A 17,391-nucleotide genomic window follows, 5' to 3' on the forward strand; every position below is an offset into this window, starting at 1 on the left:
TCAAAAATCCCATGTCGATCACTCCGTATGCCTCCAGCTGCTTCAAGCCGAGGCAGGGTTGCACATGGGTCAATTCTCAATGACAATTTTGGCGGTTGCCGGGTCAATTCTCAGTGGCAATCAACACTGCTGGGGCATAGCTTGCCGTACTGGTAGCTCACCAGAGAACCTGAAGTCCGGAGATGCCCGGCCGGCCGGCCAGGCGCCGCGCTTTCAATTTACCACTTTTCAACCCCGCAACGATCGAAGCCATGCCGGCGCCGCCTGCCAATACAGATCGGATTGTGCGATATCCGTCCTTGGGTCCGACGGGCAGGTTTTCAATCAGGGAGAGCACCTCCTCAACCTCCCGCCGCGAGCAGAGCAGTTTTCGGCCCCTCATCCGCGTGGACCGGAATGTCCCTGCGGCTATCAGCTTGCGGACCTGATGTGCCGGCTTGGTTAGCGATCCTCGTCCTCACCTTCGCCCCATTGGTCATCCATGAACACCTTCAGTTCGGCCGATGTGAGCGTTTGCTCGCTGCCGCGCGGTCTAGCCCTTTCCTGCAAAGCTGCGATGCGCTTTGCCAGCGGCTCCGCTCGATCTGCTTTCGTATTCTGAGGCGTCTGATCGCTTCTTCCCATGCTCCTGAACCCCGAGATTGACACGGAGAGGATAGCAGACGGCTGTCCCAGATAAAAACTTCGGCGCAAGGCGCGAGCGAAAATTCTTCGAGCCTTATGTCAGCATTACTGCCGTAAAGGAAAAATAGTGGCCACTTGAGGAAGACTTCAGTGGCAATTCACAAAAGAGGTCGATGGTCGGAGCGAGAGGATTCGAACCTCCGACCCCCTGCTCCCGAAGCAGGTGCGCTACCAGGCTGCGCTACGCTCCGACCGTAGGACGGGCAGGTAGCGCGGGGGACAGGGGAATGCAAGCCCCCTCAGCCGCGCGGATGCAACAATCTTTGGAGAAGCGTCGATTTCGGGGCCGTCACCGTTTCGGTACGCAGGCGCGCCGCCAGAACCGGGCGATTGGCCGAATTGCCGCCGCTGCCCTCGCGCCAGACGATGTAGATGCCCGAGGCGATGATCACCGATGCGCCCAGAAGGGTCGGCCCGTCCAGCCGCTCGCCGAACAGGAACCAGCCATAGGCCGTGGCCCAGATGATCTGCGAATACTGCATCGGCGCCACGATCGCCGCCTCGCCGGCGCGATAGGCCATGATGACCAGGAACCCACCCGCCAACCCCAATGCCGCGATCAGGCCGGCCAGGGCCAGGTCGGTCAGCGCCATCGGCTCGTAGCCAAGGCTCAGCGCGCCGCCGGTGACGACGAAATTCCCCAGCATCGGCCAGATCATCAGCACCACCGACCGCTCGGTGCTGCCCAGCTTGCGGATGATCACCGCGGCCAGGGCGCTGGCCAGCGCGCCGATCAGCGCCGCCGCATGGCCCAGGGCCAATGTCTGGCCGCCGGGGCGCAGCACGATCAGCACACCGCTCAGCCCGACGATGACCGCCGCCCAGCGGTGGATGCCGACCCGCTCGCCCAACAGCGGAATGGACAGGATCGTCACGATCAGCGGCGTGGCGAACAGGATCGCATAGACCTGCGCCAGCGGCAGGGTCGAGAAGGCATAGAAGCCCGCCATCCCGGCCGCGACCGCGCAGGCCGTCCGCAGCACCACCCAGCCCGGATGAACCGGCCAAAGCGTGCCCGGCGTCCGGTCGCGCATCAGCATGACCGAGACCAGCGGAAAGGACAGAAGCGAGGCGAAGAACAGGATCTGGAAGGCCGGATAGGTCGCCCCCAGCGTCTTGATCACTACATCATGGGTCGCATAGATCCCCATGGCGGCAAGCTGCAGAAGCGCTCCGCGGATATTGTTTGCGACCATGCCACCCTCCCCCTCGTTACCGCAAACAGAAGCGACCGACGGGCGGCAAAGTCAAGCCCGGACCGGCATGCGATAGGATTGCCGCCCGCATTATCGGGCTTCCCGCCCGCGCGGCATCGCCACCGGCCGGGAAACTGCCGAGGAGGATCCGGGGCGGGTTATCCGGCGGCCAGGGCCGCGACGATCCGGTCGCCCATCTGCGAGGTCGAGACCGGGGTGCCGCCCTCGGGTCCCATCAGATCGGCGGTGCGGACACCATCGGCCAGAACCCGTTCGACTGCGCGTTCCAGCTCGGCCGCAGCCTCGCCCTGATCAAAGGAATAGCGCAGCGCCATGGCAAAGCTGAGGATGCAGGCGATCGGGTTGGCCTTGCCCTGACCGGCGATGTCGGGGGCCGAGCCATGCACAGGCTCATAGAGCGCCTTCGGCCGGCCATTGGCCATCGGCGCGCCGAGGCTGGCCGAGGGCAGCATGCCGAGGCTGCCGGTCAGCATCGCCGCCGCGTCCGACAGGATGTCGCCGAACAGGTTGTCGGTCACGATCACGTCGAACTGCCGGGGATTGCGAACCAGCTGCATGGCACCGTTATCGGCATACATGTGCGACAGCTCGACATCCGGATATTCGTTGTCATGGACCCATTGCACCTCTTCGCGCCACAGGATGCCCGATTCCATGACATTGGCCTTCTCCATCGAGCAGACCTTGTTGCCGCGCCGCATCGCCAGTTCAAAGGCCGCGCGCGCCACGCGCCGGATCTCGCCGCTGGTGTAACGCTGGGTGTTGATGCCGACGCGGCCGCCCTCATTGTCGCCATTGTCGTCGGCATGGATGCCCCGCGGCTCGCCGAAATAGACGCCCGAGGTCAGTTCGCGCACGATCAGGATATCGAGGCCCGCCACCACCTCGCGCTTCAGCGAGGAGAAATCGGCCAGCGCGTCAAAGCATTGCGCCGGACGGAGATTGGCGAACAGGTCCATCTCCTTGCGCAGGCGCAGAAGGCCGCGCTCGGGCTTCACGCTGAAATCAAGATCGTCGTATTTCGGGCCGCCCACGGCCCCCAGCAGCACGGCATCGACCGCCTGCGCCCTGGCCATCGTCTCGTCCGCCAGCGGCACACCATGGCGGTCATAGGCGGATCCCCCCACCAGATCGTGGCTGACATCGAAGGACATGCCGCGATTGGCGCCGAACCAGTCGACGATCTTGACCACCTCGGCCATGACCTCGGGGCCGATCCCGTCGCCGGGCAGGATGAGAAGCGAATAGCTGTCGGACATGGGATTCTCCTTCGGACGCCCGCCTGGGCACCCTACCCGACTAGACCCGGCCCGCCGCAGCGTCAAGTTCGCGCCGGAACGCCCCGCAGCCGCAGGCGCAACCAGCCGGCGCGACCCTCGATCTTGATGCAGGTCATCGTGGCGTCATCCCCGCTCGGGCATGATCCTGTCCGAGCGGCAGCGGCGAAACCCCGACCGCACCATCCAGGCGACGCAGGAGGATCGCAGCATGACCCGACCGGACCAGCAATCCTTGCCGCACCTGACCGGCGGCGAAGCCGGGCAGCGCGAGGTGATCGGCTTCCTCTGCGATCCTGCGACGCATGGCGGCCTGCCGGTCGAGCGGGTCGATACCCATATCTCGCGGATCTTTCTGGCCGGAGACCGGGCATGGAAGATGAAGCGGGCGATCAGGACCAATTACCTCGATTTCTCGACCCTGGCACTGCGCGGGGCATCCTGCCGGCGCGAGATGGAGGTCAATGCGGCGGCAGGCGATCTTTACCGGGAGGTCATCCCGGTCACCCGGCGCGAGGGACGCCTGCACCTGGGCGGCGATGGCACACCGGTCGAATGGCTGGTCGGGATGCGCCGCTTTGACCGGAACGATGAGTTGGGCCGGCTCTGCGACGCGGGCAGGCTGACCCGGATCGCGGCCGAGGATCTGGCGGACCGGATCGCGCTCGGCCATGCCGCCGCCCCGGTGACGCCGGATCACGGCGATGACGCGGATCTGCGCGGCCGCATCGACCAGATCGCCGGGGCGCTGAGCGCCGCCGCGGATGGCCGCGATCTGGCCCGCGCCGCGCGGGACTGGCGCGCGGCGGCGCATCGGGCGCGGCAGGCGCAGGCCGGGCTGATCGCCTGCCGGCACCGGTGCCACCGCATCCGGCGCTGCCACGGCGATCTGCATCTGGGCAATGTGGTCATGATCGCCGGCCAGCCGACGCCCTTCGATGCCATCGAGTTCAACGAGGCCATCGCCTCGATCGATGTCCTCTATGATCTGGCGCTGACGCTCGCCGATCTGCTGGCGCGGGGTCGCGGCGACCTCGGCAATGCGATGCTCAACCGCTATCTCAGTGCCACGCGGGACTATCGCGGACTGGCGCTGATGCCGCTGTTCCTGTCCATGCGCGGCGCGGTGCGGGCAATGACTGCGGCCTCGCGCGGAGACGATACCGAGGCCCGCCGCAATCTGGATTTCGCCATCCGGGCGCTGAGCCCCCCGGCGGCGCCGCGGCTGCTGGCCATCGGCGGGCTGTCGGGCAGCGGCAAGTCCAGCATCGCCCGCGCGCTGGCACCGCGCATGGGTCCGCTGACCGGCGCGGTGGTCATCCGCTCGGACGTGACGCGAAAGCGCCTGGCCGGCGCGGCGCCGGAAACCCGGCTGCCCGAGACGGGCTATTCCGCCGCCATGAACCGCCGGGTGATGGCGCGGATGACCTGCGACGCCCGCGCCGCCCTGCGCACGGGCACGACGGTGCTGCTGGACGCGACCTTTCTGGGGGCGGACTGGCAGGCCTGCGTCGAAAGACTGGCGATGCATGAGGGTGTCGCCTTCGACGGTCTGTGGCTGGACCTGCCCCCCGAGGCGGCGATGCACCGGGTCGAGGCGCGCGGGCCGGATGCCTCGGACGCCACGACCGAGGTGATCCGCCGACAGGTCGCGGACGCGGCTTGCCCGGCCGGCTGGCATCAGGTGCCCGCAGGCGGGAGGCTGGACGAGGTGATCGCGGCGGCCGCGACGGCACTTCGCCTGCCGGACGCCTATCCCATCCGCTCGGAGACATAGCTGCCGGGGCTGGCCGGAAAGACCACCGTCTTGGCACCGTTCAGGAACACCCGGCCATGGATATGGGCGTGAACCGCGCGCGACAGGACCTGCGATTCCACGTCCCGGCCAAGCGAGACGTAATCGCCCGGGCTTTGCGCATGGGTCACCCGCACCGTATCCTGTTCGATGATCGGCCCCTCGTCCAGATCGGCGGTGACGTAATGCGAGGTGGCACCGATCAGCTTCACGCCGCGTTCATAGGCCTGCTTGTAGGGGTTCGCGCCCTTGAAGCTGGGCAGGAACGAGTGGTGGATGTTGATGATCCGCCCCGACATCTTCTGGCACATCGCATCCGACAGCACCTGCATATAGCGCGCCAGCACGATCAGTTCGGCCCCGGTTTCCTCGATGATCTCCATCTGCCGCGCCTCGGCCTGCGGCTTGTTCGCGGCCGTCACCCGGATCATGTGGAAGGGAATGTCGTGATTGACCACCAGCTTCTGATACTCGTGATGGTTCGAGACGACGCCGACGATGTCGATCGGCAGCCCGCCGATCCGCCAGCGATAGAGCAGGTCGTTCAGGCAATGCCCGAAGCGCGAAACCATGATCAGCACTTTTTTCTTCACCGCATCGTCGGTGATCTCGAACTCCATGCCGAATTCCTCCGCGACCGGCGCAAAGGCCTCGCGCAGGCCGTCGAGATCCGCGCTGCCCTCGGAACGGAAGCTCATCCGCATGAAGAACCGGCCGGTCTCGGCATCGTCGAACTGCGCGCTGTCGGTGATGTTGCAGTCCTGCACCGCAAGAAAGCCCGAGATGGCGGCGACGATGCCGCGGGTCGAGACGCAGGTGACGCGCAGAGTATAGCTTTTCATGACCGGTTCCGTCCCTTTCCCTTGCCTGTCAGCGGGTCCTGCCCCGCTCTGTCGCATTTCGACCGAATGCGCAACGACGGCCATCGCGTTTCCGACATTGCCCGTCAGCGCAGCGACATATCCTGCCGGCTCTCATGGCCTTGGGGCATCAATGCAAAGCCGCGTTGACCGCGGGATGGCAGCAAGCGGGCCCGCAACTGAGAAAGAACGGTGACGACGCCCCGCAGGCGCAACGCCCGCCAACGGAGATGGGAACGGACTGCGGGGCAGGCGCCACACCCAGGGGTTTCGGGATATGAACAGCCTCTGCCGCTTACCCCTGATCCGGGTCGTGGTCCTCCGCCCGCAGGGCCAGCACTGGTTTGGGAAGGCCCTTCCCATCGTTCAGCAGCGCTTCCACAGCCCCCAACAGGCCGACCACGGCCCTGGATACGCCTTCTCCCATTGCATCCTTCAAAGCACTTGCGATGCCGGCGTCCAATGCCCAGTGAAGATAGGCCCACTGCACAGCGTTCGCGCTTTCAACATATGCTTTCTCGATGGCATCGTAGCGCTCGTCGCTGACTTCCATCCTTGCCTCCGTGACATGCCAGATCAATGCGGGGCGGAACCCGGGTCCGGCCGGCCGCGCCGCAGGCCCTCATCCGCGCTGGCGCAATTGCAGCATCTGGAAAGGATTCGACGGCGCAGCCTCAGGCCGCGGGCATCCGCGTCTCGATCATGCCGGCATACCAGCTGGAGCCCGCCGGGATGGTGTCATCGTTGAAGTTGTAGGCCGGGTGATGCACCATCGCCGTGTCGCCATTTCCGACCCAGATATAGGCGCCGGGACGCGCGTTTAGCATATAGCTGAAATCCTCGCCGCCCATCATCGGCAGCATGGTCATGTCGACATCGCCGGCGATGCCGCGCGCGACCTCGGCGGCCCATTCGGTCGCCTGATCGTCATTCACCGTCACCGGATAGCCACGCTGATAATCGACCTCGGCCACCGCCCCCATGGCAACCGCGACATTGGTGGCGACGCGGGAGATCCCCTCCTGCAACTGGTCGCGTACCTCGGGATCGAGGCTGCGGGCGGTGCCCTTCAGCTGCACCACCTGCGGGATGACGTTATGCGCGGTCGAGTCGGTCTGGACCACGCAGACCGAGATCACCGCATTCTTCAGCGGATCGACATTGCGCGCCACCACCGATTGCAGCGCGACGATGATCTGCGCGGCGGTCAGCGTCGTGTCGATACACTCATGCGGCTTGGCGGCATGCCCGCCCTTGCCGGTCACCACGATGTCGAACTGGTCGGCCGCGGCCATCATCGGGCCGGGCTTGATGGCGAAACTGCCGACCGGCATGCCCGGCATGTTGTGCATGCCGTAAAATTCCTGAATGCCCCAGCGATCGACCAGCCCGTCCTTGACCATCGCGTCGCCACCGCCGCCGCCCTCCTCGGCCGGCTGGAAGATGACCACGGCGGTTCCGTCGAAATTGCGGGTCTCGGACAGATATTTCGCCGCCCCCAGCAGCATGGCGGTATGGCCGTCATGGCCGCAGGCATGCATCCTGCCCGGCGTTTTCGAGGCATAGTCGACCCCGCTCTGCTCATGGATCGGCAGCGCGTCCATATCGGCGCGCAGCCCGACGACACGGCCCTTGCTGTCGCTCTTGCCGCGGATGACGCCGACGACGCCCGTCCGGCCGATCCCCTCGGTCACCTCGTCGCAGCCGAATTCCCGCAACAGGTCCGCAACCCGCCCGGCGGTGCGGTGAACATCATAGAGCAACTCGGGATGCTCGTGGAAATCCCGGCGCCAGGCGGTGATCTCGGGCAGCAGTTCGGCGAAGCGGTTCTTGACGGGCATGATCGGTCTCCTTCACCGGACAGGATGCGGCGTTTGCGCAGGCTCTGCAAGTCACAGCCACGCCCTTTCAGGCTGATGACCCGGACAAGGCATTCCATGTCGAAAGACCCGGTCCGCGAAGCCCCGCACGGCGCCCCGGGGCCGATCGAGGCAATCTCGCATCAAGCACCATCCGACACGGTTGTTCCCCTCGGGCCACCCGGCTAGAGTGGCGCCGCAACAGCGGATGTTCGATGACCGAGACCCAGCAGACATATCAGGTTCTGGCCCGGAAATACCGGCCCGAGACCTTTGCCGATCTGGTCGGTCAGGACGCAATGGTGCGCACGCTGAAGAACGCCTTCGCAGCCGACCGGATCGCGCAGGCCTTCATCATGACCGGCATCCGCGGTACCGGAAAGACAACCACCGCGCGGATCATCGCCAAGGGCATGAACTGCATCGGCCCCGACGGTGCCGGCGGCCCGACCACCGAGCCCTGCGGCACATGCGAACATTGCGTCGCGATCAGCGAGGGCCGCCATGTCGACGTGCTCGAGATGGACGCGGCCTCGCGCACCGGCGTGAACGACATCCGCGAGATCATCGAATCGGTGCATTACCGGGCGGCCTCGGCGCGCTACAAGATCTACATCATCGACGAGGTCCACATGCTCTCGACCAGCGCCTTCAACGCGCTGCTGAAGACGCTCGAGGAACCGCCGCCGCATGTGAAATTCATCTTCGCCACCACCGAGATCCGCAAGGTTCCGGTCACCGTGCTGTCCCGCTGCCAGCGGTTCGACCTGCGCCGGATCGAACCCGAGGTGATGATCGCCCTGCTGCGCCGCATCGCCACGGCCGAAGCCGCGCAGATCAGCGATGATGCGCTGGCGCTGATCACGCGGGCGGCCGAGGGCAGCGCACGGGATGCGACCAGCCTGCTGGATCAGGCGATCAGCCATGGCGCGGGCGAAACCGGCGCCGATCAGGTCCGCGCCATGCTGGGTCTGGCCGATCGCGGCCGGGTCATCGACCTTGCCGAGATGATCCTGCGCGGCGACGCCGCCTCGGCCCTGACCGAACTCCAGGCGCAATATGCCGATGGCGCCGATCCGGTCGCCGTGCTGCGCGATCTGGCCGAGATCACGCATTGGATCTCGGTCGTGAAGATTACCCCGCAAGCCATCGACGATCCGACCATATCGCCGGACGAACGCATGCGCGGACAGGCCCTGGCCGAACGGCTGGCGATGCGGGTCCTGACCCGGCTGTGGCAGATGCTGCTGAAGGCGCTGGACGAGGTCTCGACCGCGCCGAACGCGATGATGGCGGCCGAGATGGCGGTGATCAGGCTGACACATGTGGCCGACCTGCCCGATCCCGAGGCACTGATCCGCAAGGTTCAGCAGGCGCAGGCGGCGGGCGAATTCACCCGCCAACCCGCCCCCGCCGGCAATGGCCGGCAGCAGCCGCGCGCGGCCCGGCCGGCGCCGGTGATCGCGCGCCAGCCCTCGGGCGCGGCGACCGCGCTGGCGATCTCGCCCGACGCCTTCGCCACCTTCCCCGACTTCGCCTCGGTGCTGGACCTGATCCGGCGGATGGGTGACATGCTGCTGCTGGTGCAGGTCGAAAACCATGTCGCGCTGGTCCGCTACAGCCCCGGCCGGATCGAGTTCGAACCACGCGGCAACGCCCCCGCCGATCTGGCGCAGCGACTGGCCGAGCGCCTGCGCGGCTGGTGCGGCGGCCAGCGTTGGGCGGTGACCGTGACCAGCACCGGCGGCGGCGCCACCATCGCCGAGACGCGTGCCGCCGATGCCGAGGACGCCCGCAGGCGTGCGCTGGACCTGCCGATGGTGCAGCAGGTGCTGGCCGCCTTCCCGGGCGCCAGACTGACAGGTGTCACCCGCATCGCCCCCGATCCGGGCGACGCCGAAGAGATCGCCGCCGAGGGCGCGGCAAACCCGCATGACACACAGGGTCCCGTCGCCGAAGCCGAGGAATGGGACCCGTTCGAGGATGAGGATTAAGCGATGATGAAGGGCTTGGGCGGCATTGGCGACATGGCCAGGATGATGAAGGCCGCCAAGGACATGCAGGAGCGGATGCAGCAGATGCAGGCCGATCTGGACAAGCTGACGGTGACCGGCGAATCCGGCGCCGGTCTGGTCAGGGCGACGGCCACCGCCAAGGGCGAGTTGACCGGGCTCGAGATCGACCCCTCGATCTTCCAGCCCAGCGAGAAGGAGGTGGTCGAGGATCTGATCCTCGCCGCCGTCAAGGACGCGCAGCGTCGCGCGCAGGACAGGATGCAGTCGGAAATGGCCCGCATCACCCAGGAACTGGGGTTGCCCGGCGACATGAAGCTGCCGTTCTGAGCCGATGGCCGAGGGCAGCGACGACATCCAGGCGCTGATCGCGCTGATGGCGCGGCTGCCCGGCCTCGGCCCGCGCTCGGCCCGTCGCGTCGTGCTGCATCTGATCCGCAAGCGCTCGGGCCAGATGACGCAGTTGGCCCGGCTGCTGGAAAGCGTCGCCACCTCGTCGCGCGAATGCCTGACCTGCGGCAATATCACCGACCGCGACACCTGCGCGATCTGCGCCGACCCGGCCCGCGCCAATGGCGAGATCTGCGTGGTCGAAGATGTGGCCGATCTCTGGGCGCTGGAACGCGGCCACGCCTTTCGCGGCCGCTACCACATCCTCGGCGGCACGCTCTCGGCGCTGGACGAGATCGGCCCCGAGGATCTGGGCATCCCGGCCCTGATCGACCGCATCCGGCGCGACAATATCCGCGAGGTGATCCTCGCGCTGAACGCCACCGTCGAAGGCCAGACCACCGCCCATTACATCCTGGACGCACTGCCGGACAGCAATGTCACCGTCACCGGCCTCGCCCAGGGCGTGCCCATCGGCGGGGAACTGGACTATCTCGACGACGGCACCATCAGCGCGGCACTGCGCGCCCGCCGCCGGTTCTGAAAAAGGCGGGCCGTCCGCACCGCCACTTCTTCTTCACGGAAATATCCTGCAGGGGGTCTGGGGGACGCAAAGTCCCCCAGCCGTCGCGGGAACGCAGGCGATCAGGCGTCCAGCTTCTCCACCTTCGTCGCGGTCTTGGCGATCTCGATCCGGCGCGGTTTCAGCGCCTCGGGGATCTCGCGGACCAGGTCGATATGCAGCATGCCGTCCAGATGGCTCGCCCCCTTCACCCGGACATGGTCGGCCAGGGTGAACTTGCGCTCGAAGGCGCGGGTGGCGATGCCGCGATGCAGGTAGCTGCGGCCATCCTCTTCCTCGGCCTTGCGGGCCGAGACGATGACGGCGCCGTCGCGGACCTCGACATTCAGGTCGTCGGCCGAGAACCCGGCCACGGCGATCGAGATGCGATAGGCATCCTCGCCGGTCTTCTCGATATTATAGGGCGGATAGGTCGGCGCGGCGACATCCGCCGACAGCGCGCGGTCCATGACATCAGCCAGACGGTCAAAGCCGACCGAGGCACGATAAAGCGGGGTCAGGTCGAAATTACGCATGTGTCACATCCTCTCAGAAGCGATGCAAGGTGATGCCCCCCGGTTCCCGGGCGGGCGGTGTCCGGCGCCGTTGCGGCCGCCGATAGGACTGATGTAGGCCGGGGGCCCCGTCGTTCAAGACCCCTGCGGCGTCAGGCGACGGCGCCCAGGCCGGGCGGTCGCGGCCCGCCGGTCGCCCAGTCCAGAAGCTGCACCGTATGCACCACCGGCACGGCCGTGCCGCCGCCGATCTGCATCATGCAGCCGATATTGCCGGCGGCGATGATCTGCGGCGCCGTGGCCTCCAGCGTGGCGACCTTGCGGCGCCTCAACTCGGCCGACAGTTCCGGCTGCAGCAGGTTGTAGGTCCCGGCCGAGCCGCAGCAGAGATGCGGGTCGCCGGGTTCGACGATCTGGAACCCGGCCCGCGTCAGCAGGTCCTTGGGCGCCGACCTGATCTGCTGGCCATGCTGCAGCGAACAGGCCGAATGATAGGCGACCCGCGCCCCCTGCCCCTCGGACCGCGCGCGTTCGGGCAGGCCCAGCCGGTCCAGAAACTCGGTCACGTCCTTCGCCAGCGACGACACCCGCGCGGCCTCGGCGGCAATGTCGTCATGCGCGAACAGATGGCCGTAATCCTTGATCGTGGTGCCGCAGCCCGAGGTGTTGATGACGATGGCATCCAGCGGCCCGGCGGCCTCGGCGGCCAGCAGCCGGGCGATGCTGTCCCTCGCGCGCGCCTTGGCATCCGCCTCCTGTCCCATATGCAGGGTCAGCGCGCCGCAGCAACCGAACCTCTCGGGGATCACCACCTCGCAGCCCGCCCGGCGCAGCAGCCGGATGGTGGCATCGTTGATCTCGGTGTTCAGCGCCCGCTGCGCACAGCCGATCATCAGCGCGACCCGGGCACGACGCTGGCCGATGGCCGGGAAGGTCTGGCCGTCGTCGTTGCGGCTGACCGGCGGGATCGCCCTCGGCGCCATCGCCAGCATCGCCCGCAGCCGGGCATCGGGCATCAGCCGGGCAAAGGGCCGGCCCAGCCTTGCCCCGAACAGCGCCAGCCGGAACCGGCCCGGATAGGGGATCAGGTTCCGCAACAGCCAGCGCAGGGCCCGGTCGCGCCAGGGACGGCGATAGGTCGCCTCGATATGGGCGCGGGCGTGATCGACCAGATGCATGTAATGCACGCCCGAGGGACAGGTGGTCATGCAGCTGAGGCATGACAGGCAGCGGTCGATATGCTTGACGGTCTTTTCGTCCGCCGGGCGCCCGGTCTCGAGCATGTCCTTGATCAGGTAGATGCGCCCGCGCGGGCTGTCCAACTCGTCGCCCAGCACCTGATAGGTCGGGCAGGTGGCGGTGCAGAAGCCGCAATGCACGCAGGTCCGCAGGATCCTGTTGGACCGTGCCATGGCCGGATCCCGCAATTGTTCGGGGGTGAAATTGGTCTGCATCAGTCGATCCCCAGAAAGATGCCGCGCGGATCGAACCTGTGGCGCAGCCCGGCCTCGATCCGGTGCAGCACCGGGTCGGGTGACGGCAGCACCATCGTGGCGCTGCCCGAGATGCGGCGGGCATGGCCCGAGAAGCGCGGCAGCTGTGGCACCTCATCCGCGGGCAGCCGCACATGGATCAGCGCGCCGCCCCAGTCCAGCGAGATCGGCGCGGGCAGCGCGGCAAGGATCGCCGGCGCCTCGCCCGGGCGGCAGATGATGCGCCAGAGATCGCCTGATGTGTTCCGGATCTCCGGGTCCAGAAGTTGCCAGGGGTCGTCCTCGGCCTCGGTCACCTCGCTGAAACCGGCCAGCCTGTCGCGCAGCGCGGCGGCCCGCAGCCGCACCGATTGCTCGAGCCCCTCCAGCCGCAAGAGCGCGCCGCGACCCGGCAGCCAGGCCGCGCCGCTGATATCGAAAGGACCACTCAGCGCCGCCGTCAGCGCCGGGATGGCGGCAGCGGCATCAAGACCGGGCAGGCAGAGCGTGTGGCGCACGGGCGGGATCGGCGTCGTGCGCAGGCTGAGTTCGGTCAGGACCCCCAGCCGGCCGCGACTGCCGGCCATCAGCTTGACGAGGTCATAGCCGGTGACGTTCTTCATCACCCGCCCGCCATTCGCCACCACCTCGCCCTGCCCGTCGACAAAGCGCAGCCCGATCATCGCATCGCGCGCCGCCCCGGCCTGCACCCGGCGCGGCCCCGAGGCATTGCTGGCGGCGATCCCGCCGATGGTCGAGCCGGGCTGGCCCATCGGCTCGAACCCCAGCATCTGCCCTTCGGCGGCCAGCACCTCGCGCACCGTGGTCAGCGGCGTGCCGGCGCCCACCACCAGCGTCAGCGCCTCGGGTTCATAAAGCCTCACGCCGCTCAGGCCCGAAACCTCCAGCCGCGCGCCCTGCCCCTCGCCGGGCCACAGCCGCGTGCCGCCGCCGGTGATCGACAGGGGCTCGCGCGCCGCGCGGATCAGATCAGCCAGCGCCGCTTCTCTGTCAGGCCGCATCGGGGGGCAGATTCGGACGCGCCGCGCGGCGGCTGGCCGAAACCTCCAGCGGAAAGACCTTGGCGGCATTCAGCAGCCAGCGCGGATCGAAGACATCCTTGACGCGCATCTGCGCCTCGAGATCGGGGGGCGCATATTGCGCGGTCATCAGGTCGCGCTTCTCGATGCCGACGCCATGTTCCCCGGTCAGGCAGCCGCCGACCTTGACGCAGAGCCGCAGGATATCGGCCCCCATCGCCTCGGCCCGGTCCAGATCGCCGGGCGCATTGGCGTCATAGATGATCAGCGGGTGCATGTTGCCGTCGCCGGCATGGAAGACATTGGCGACCGCCAGCCCGTAATCGCGCGACAGATCCCCGATCCCGGCCAGCACCTGCGGCAGCGCCGAGACCGGAATGGTGCCGTCGAGGCAGATGTAATCGCCCATCTGCCCCATCGCCCCGAAGGCCGACTTGCGGCCCAGCCAGATGCGGCGCGATTCGTCCTCGCTGCGGCTTTCGCGGAACTCGATCGGCGCGAAGGACAGGGCGATCGCGCGGATCAGCGCCAGCGCCTCGTCGATCTCGGGCGGGGTGCCCTCGACCTCGACGATCAGCAGCGCCTCACAATCGGGATAGCCGGGATGGGCATGGGCTTCGGTCGCGCGGATGCAGGGGCGGTCCATGAATTCGATGGCGACCGGCAACACGCCGGCGCGGATGATCGCCGCCACGCAGGCGCCCGCCGTCTCGCTGCTGTCGAAGGCGATCAGCACGGGCCGCGCGCCGGCGGGCTTTGGCAGGATCCGCAGCACCGCCTCGGTCACGATACCAAGCTGGCCCTCGGATCCGCAGACCACGCCCAGCAGGTCCAGCCCCGCCGCCTCACCCATCGGGCCGCCCAGCTCGACCACCGTGCCATCCATCAGCACCATGGTCACGCCCAGAAGATTGTTGGTGGTGACGCCGTATTTCAGGCAATGTGCGCCACCGGAATTCATGCCGATATTGCCGCCGATGGCGCAGGCCAGCTGGCTGGAGGGATCGGGGGCATAGAAGAACCCGTGCCCGTCGACCGCGCCCGAGACGGACAGGTTGGTGCGCCCGGCCTCGACCCGGATCAGCCGGTCACCGGTGCTGATCTCCAGCACCGCGTTCATCCGCGCCAGCCCGATCACCACCGCATCCGCCGTGGGCATCGATCCGCCGGCAAGGCTGGTCCCGGCCCCGCGCGGCACCACCGGCACGCCGAGGCGGTGGCAGATGGCCATCAGCCGCGACACCTCCTCGGTCGAGCGCGGCAGCACGACCGCCAGCGGCGGGCAACGATAGGCCGAGAGCGCGTCGCATTCATAGGCGCGCGTCTCGGCCGGGTCGTCGATCACGGCATCGGGGACCGCCTGCCTCAGTGCCGCCACGATCGCCTCGCGCCGGGACAGGACCGACGCATCGGGTTCAGGCATCTGCATCATGGCTGCGGCCCCTCCCCGGCCGTGGCTGGTCTCAGTCGGCCCTGGCGGCCGACAGCATGCGGGCGATCTCGTCCTTCAGATGGGCGCGCTTGCGGCGCATCTCTTTCTCGGCATCCTCGCTGACAGGATGGACCGAGGTCGCGGCACCATGCACCTGATCGTTGATCTGGTCATAGTCCTCCAGCAGGCGGGCGAAATGCGCGTCCTTGAGCTTCAGCTCGTGGATGCGGTCGCCGTCATTCGGAAATTCTTCGTGGATGGCGTGAGGCGTGGCCATGTAGTCCTCCGGTTCGGGCGCGTTCCTGCAAATGACGATAGTCCCCGCCGGGGGGGCTTTCAAGGCGATGCGACCCCACGTAAAACCCTTGCCATGAACACCGATCCGAACCTTCTTGGCACGACCGCGCTGCCCGATCTGATCGCGGTGCTGCTGCTGTTCGCGGCCTGGCTGGGAATCGGCCGGATGACCGAGCATCCGCCGGCGGGCTTCCCCTCGGTCTCGGTGCTGATGACCCGGTTCCGGCGCGAATGGATGCTGCATTTCGTCAGTCGCGAGCCGCGCATCTTCGACGGCAATATCCTGACCAGCCTGCGCGAGGGCACCGCCTTCTTCGCCTCGGCCTGCATGATCGCCACCGGCGGCCTTCTGGCGCTGATCGGCAATACCGACCAGTTGCGCGGGCTGGCCCGCGACTTCGAACTGGCCCGCACGACCGCGATCCTGTGGGAGGTCAAGCTGCTGGTGGTGATGTTCTTCGTCGTCAACGCCTTCCTGAAATTCGTCTGGTCGCACCGGCTGTTCGGCTATTGCGCGATCATGATGGCGGCGGTGCCGAACGATCCCCGCGATCCGATGGCCGAGGATCGAGCCCTGCAGGCGGCCGACCTGAACATCACTGCCGCGCGCAGCTTCAACGCCGGGCTGCGCAGCGTCTATTTCGCCATCGGATCGCTTGGCTGGCTGGCCGGCCCCTGGGCGCTGATGGTCGGCACGGCGGTGGTCCTGTTCGTCACCTGGCGGCGCGAATTCGCCTCGAACTCGCGCCAGGTCATCCTGCGCAGCCTGCCACCGCCCCGCTTGCCCGGTCATGTCGGACGGCCAGTGTCAGAACCACCGCCCCCGCAGCCGTAAGCGCGATGCCGACGATCCCCGGCGCCCGCCAGCCCCAGCCGGCGGCCAGCGCCATGCCGGCCAGGAACGGCCCGAGCGCGTTGGCGGCGTTGAAGGCGGCGTGATTCATCGCCGCGGCCATGTTCTGCGCCCGGCCCGCGACATCCATCAACCGGGTCTGCAGGGGGATCACCAGCCCCGCCCCGGCCGCCAGCAGGAAGGAGGACAGCACCATCAGCACCCAGTCGCCCACCGCCAGCACCGCGAAGCCCTGCGTCACCGCCATTGCCGCAAGGCTGAGATAGGCGGCCCGGATCTGGCCCAGCCGCTCGGTCACCCGGCCCGAGAACCAGGTGCCGATCGTGCCGCCGATCCCGAAAACCGCCAGTGCCAGCGGAATCGCCCAGCCCGGCGCCTCGGTCGTGGCCAGCATCGCCGCGGTCAGGAAGGCATAGACAGCGAACAATCCGCCGAAGCCGATCGCGCCCACCGCCAGGATCCACAGCACCCGCGGATTGCGCAGCGCCTGCAACTCGTCCAGCGGCCGCGCATCGGGATTGCCGCCCACGCGCGGCGCCAGCTTCAGGATCGCCCAGGCCGAGACCAGCGCCAGCAGCCCCGGCAGCGCAAATCCCCAACGCCAGCCGATCCCCTGCCCCAATGCGCCGGCCAGCGGCACGCCGATGATATTGGCCACCGTCAGCCCCATGATGACCTGTGCCGCGCCGCGCGCCCGCTGTCCCGCAGGCAGCGCATCGGCGGCATAGAGCATCGCCACGCCCAGAAACCCGCCATGCGGCAACCCGGCCAGAAAGCGCATGCCGGTCAGCGCCGCCAGACCGGGCACCATCGCCGCCAGCAGGTTCACCACGCCGTAGAACGCCATCAGCGCCGCCAGATAGCGCCGCCGGGGCAGTTTCGCGCCCATGATCGAGGTCAGGGGCGCCCCGACCACCACGCCCAGGGCATAGGCACTGATGACATGGCCGGCCTGCGGCTCGGAAATGCCCAGATCTGCCGCAAAATAGGGCAGCAGCCCCATCGCGGCGAATTCCGAGGTGCCGATGGCGAACGCCCCAAGCGCAAGCGCAAGGATGGCGTGACGCAGATCACGGGGTTGGGTCATGGCGCGGTCCTGAAAGATGTTGGCCCTAACATCATGCCG

At 67.6% G+C, this 17,391-nt stretch carries 17 protein-coding genes and 1 tRNA gene; 5 read left to right on the top strand and 13 right to left on the bottom strand.

Going from position 1 to position 17,391, the window contains the following annotated elements; translation table 11 throughout:
• Nucleotides 1-157: 157 nt before the first annotated feature.
• The 4 genes from KNW02_RS17025 to leuB all read right to left on the bottom strand — a co-directional run bounded on the left by KNW02_RS17025 (nucleotide 158) and on the right by leuB (nucleotide 3,160).
• Nucleotides 158-337, bottom strand: coding sequence for a hypothetical protein (locus KNW02_RS17025; RefSeq protein WP_216034435.1), 180 nt, complete (start codon nucleotides 335-337; stop codon nucleotides 158-160).
• Nucleotides 338-798: 461 nt separating this feature from the next.
• Nucleotides 799-875: transfer RNA gene (locus KNW02_RS17030), tRNA-Pro, on the bottom strand.
• Between the two features lie 48 nt (nucleotides 876-923).
• Nucleotides 924-1,880, bottom strand: coding sequence for a DMT family transporter (locus KNW02_RS17035; protein WP_216034436.1), 957 nt, complete (start codon nucleotides 1,878-1,880; stop codon nucleotides 924-926).
• 158 nt (nucleotides 1,881-2,038) lie between these two features.
• A complete protein-coding gene (leuB, locus tag KNW02_RS17040; RefSeq protein ID WP_216034437.1) occupies nucleotides 2,039-3,160 on the bottom strand; it encodes a 3-isopropylmalate dehydrogenase in 1,122 nt (373 codons plus the stop codon).
• A 229-nt stretch (nucleotides 3,161-3,389) separates the two neighbouring features.
• Between leuB and KNW02_RS21175 the strand changes: the two genes are divergently transcribed.
• Nucleotides 3,390-4,955: a bifunctional aminoglycoside phosphotransferase/ATP-binding protein gene (locus tag KNW02_RS21175; protein ID WP_216034438.1), complete on the top strand. Its 1,566-nt coding sequence runs from the start codon at nucleotides 3,390-3,392 to the stop codon at nucleotides 4,953-4,955.
• On the opposite strand, the gene purU is transcribed toward KNW02_RS21175, so the two are convergent.
• The 3 genes from purU to KNW02_RS17060 all read right to left on the bottom strand — a co-directional run bounded on the left by purU (nucleotide 4,931) and on the right by KNW02_RS17060 (nucleotide 7,674).
• On the bottom strand, nucleotides 4,931-5,815 hold the full coding sequence (gene purU, locus KNW02_RS17050) for a formyltetrahydrofolate deformylase (RefSeq protein ID WP_216034439.1): 885 nt from the start codon (nucleotides 5,813-5,815) through the stop codon (nucleotides 4,931-4,933). The two genes, KNW02_RS21175 and purU, sit on opposite strands and share 25 nt — an antisense overlap.
• Nucleotides 5,816-6,128: 313 nt before the next feature.
• Nucleotides 6,129-6,386, bottom strand: a complete 258-nt coding sequence (locus KNW02_RS17055) for a hypothetical protein (RefSeq protein WP_216034440.1) — start codon at nucleotides 6,384-6,386, stop codon at nucleotides 6,129-6,131.
• Nucleotides 6,387-6,507: 121 nt separating this feature from the next.
• Entirely contained in the window at nucleotides 6,508-7,674 is a 1,167-nt protein-coding gene (locus KNW02_RS17060) for a M20 aminoacylase family protein (RefSeq protein ID WP_216034441.1), read from the bottom strand.
• A gap of 233 nt (nucleotides 7,675-7,907) precedes the next feature.
• Here KNW02_RS17060 and KNW02_RS17065 point away from each other — a divergent pair, with 233 nt between their 5' ends.
• Genes KNW02_RS17065 through recR form a run of 3 tightly spaced genes read left to right on the top strand, consistent with a single transcriptional unit; the run spans nucleotide 7,908 to nucleotide 10,638 of the window.
• The gene (locus KNW02_RS17065; RefSeq protein ID WP_216034442.1) at nucleotides 7,908-9,686 is read left to right on the top strand and encodes a DNA polymerase III subunit gamma/tau; all 1,779 of its coding nucleotides are present in this window, start codon (nucleotides 7,908-7,910) and stop codon (nucleotides 9,684-9,686) included.
• Nucleotides 9,687-9,689: 3 nt separating this feature from the next.
• Complete coding sequence (locus tag KNW02_RS17070) at nucleotides 9,690-10,034, top strand: YbaB/EbfC family nucleoid-associated protein (protein ID WP_216034443.1); 345 nt, start codon at nucleotides 9,690-9,692, stop codon at nucleotides 10,032-10,034.
• A gap of 4 nt (nucleotides 10,035-10,038) precedes the next feature.
• Nucleotides 10,039-10,638 carry a recombination mediator RecR gene (gene recR, locus KNW02_RS17075; protein ID WP_216034444.1) on the top strand — a complete coding sequence of 200 codons (600 nt, stop codon included), beginning with the start codon at nucleotides 10,039-10,041 and terminating at the stop codon, nucleotides 10,636-10,638.
• 101 nt (nucleotides 10,639-10,739) lie between these two features.
• Here the strand turns inward: recR and KNW02_RS17080 are convergent, their stop codons facing one another.
• The 5 genes from KNW02_RS17080 to KNW02_RS17100 form a co-directional block, all read right to left on the bottom strand.
• Complete coding sequence (locus KNW02_RS17080) at nucleotides 10,740-11,192, bottom strand: Hsp20 family protein (RefSeq protein ID WP_216034445.1); 453 nt, start codon at nucleotides 11,190-11,192, stop codon at nucleotides 10,740-10,742.
• A 131-nt stretch (nucleotides 11,193-11,323) separates the two neighbouring features.
• Nucleotides 11,324-12,625 carry a glycolate oxidase subunit GlcF gene (gene glcF, locus KNW02_RS17085; protein ID WP_216034446.1) on the bottom strand — a complete coding sequence of 434 codons (1,302 nt, stop codon included), beginning with the start codon at nucleotides 12,623-12,625 and terminating at the stop codon, nucleotides 11,324-11,326.
• On the bottom strand, nucleotides 12,625-13,665 hold the full coding sequence (locus KNW02_RS17090) for an FAD-binding protein (protein WP_216034447.1): 1,041 nt from the start codon (nucleotides 13,663-13,665) through the stop codon (nucleotides 12,625-12,627). The genes glcF and KNW02_RS17090 overlap by 1 nt, the downstream gene beginning before the upstream one ends.
• A complete protein-coding gene (locus tag KNW02_RS17095) occupies nucleotides 13,655-15,112 on the bottom strand; it encodes an FAD-linked oxidase C-terminal domain-containing protein (RefSeq protein ID WP_216034463.1) in 1,458 nt (485 codons plus the stop codon). The genes KNW02_RS17090 and KNW02_RS17095 overlap by 11 nt, the downstream gene beginning before the upstream one ends.
• Nucleotides 15,113-15,146: 34 nt before the next feature.
• Complete coding sequence (locus KNW02_RS17100; protein WP_216034448.1) at nucleotides 15,147-15,392, bottom strand: HP1242/YdcH family protein; 246 nt, start codon at nucleotides 15,390-15,392, stop codon at nucleotides 15,147-15,149.
• Nucleotides 15,393-15,485: 93 nt separating this feature from the next.
• On the opposite strand from KNW02_RS17100, the gene KNW02_RS17105 reads away from it, so the two are divergent.
• Complete coding sequence (locus KNW02_RS17105) at nucleotides 15,486-16,247, top strand: DUF599 domain-containing protein (RefSeq protein WP_216034449.1); 762 nt, start codon at nucleotides 15,486-15,488, stop codon at nucleotides 16,245-16,247.
• Here the strand turns inward: KNW02_RS17105 and KNW02_RS17110 are convergent.
• Complete coding sequence (locus KNW02_RS17110; protein ID WP_216034450.1) at nucleotides 16,165-17,352, bottom strand: MFS transporter; 1,188 nt, start codon at nucleotides 17,350-17,352, stop codon at nucleotides 16,165-16,167. The genes KNW02_RS17105 and KNW02_RS17110 overlap by 83 nt on opposite strands.
• Nucleotides 17,353-17,391: the final 39 nt, after the last annotated feature.

This window comes from Paracoccus marinaquae, from assembly GCF_018860165.1.
Taxonomy (GTDB): Bacteria; Pseudomonadota; Alphaproteobacteria; order Rhodobacterales; family Rhodobacteraceae; genus Paracoccus; species Paracoccus marinaquae.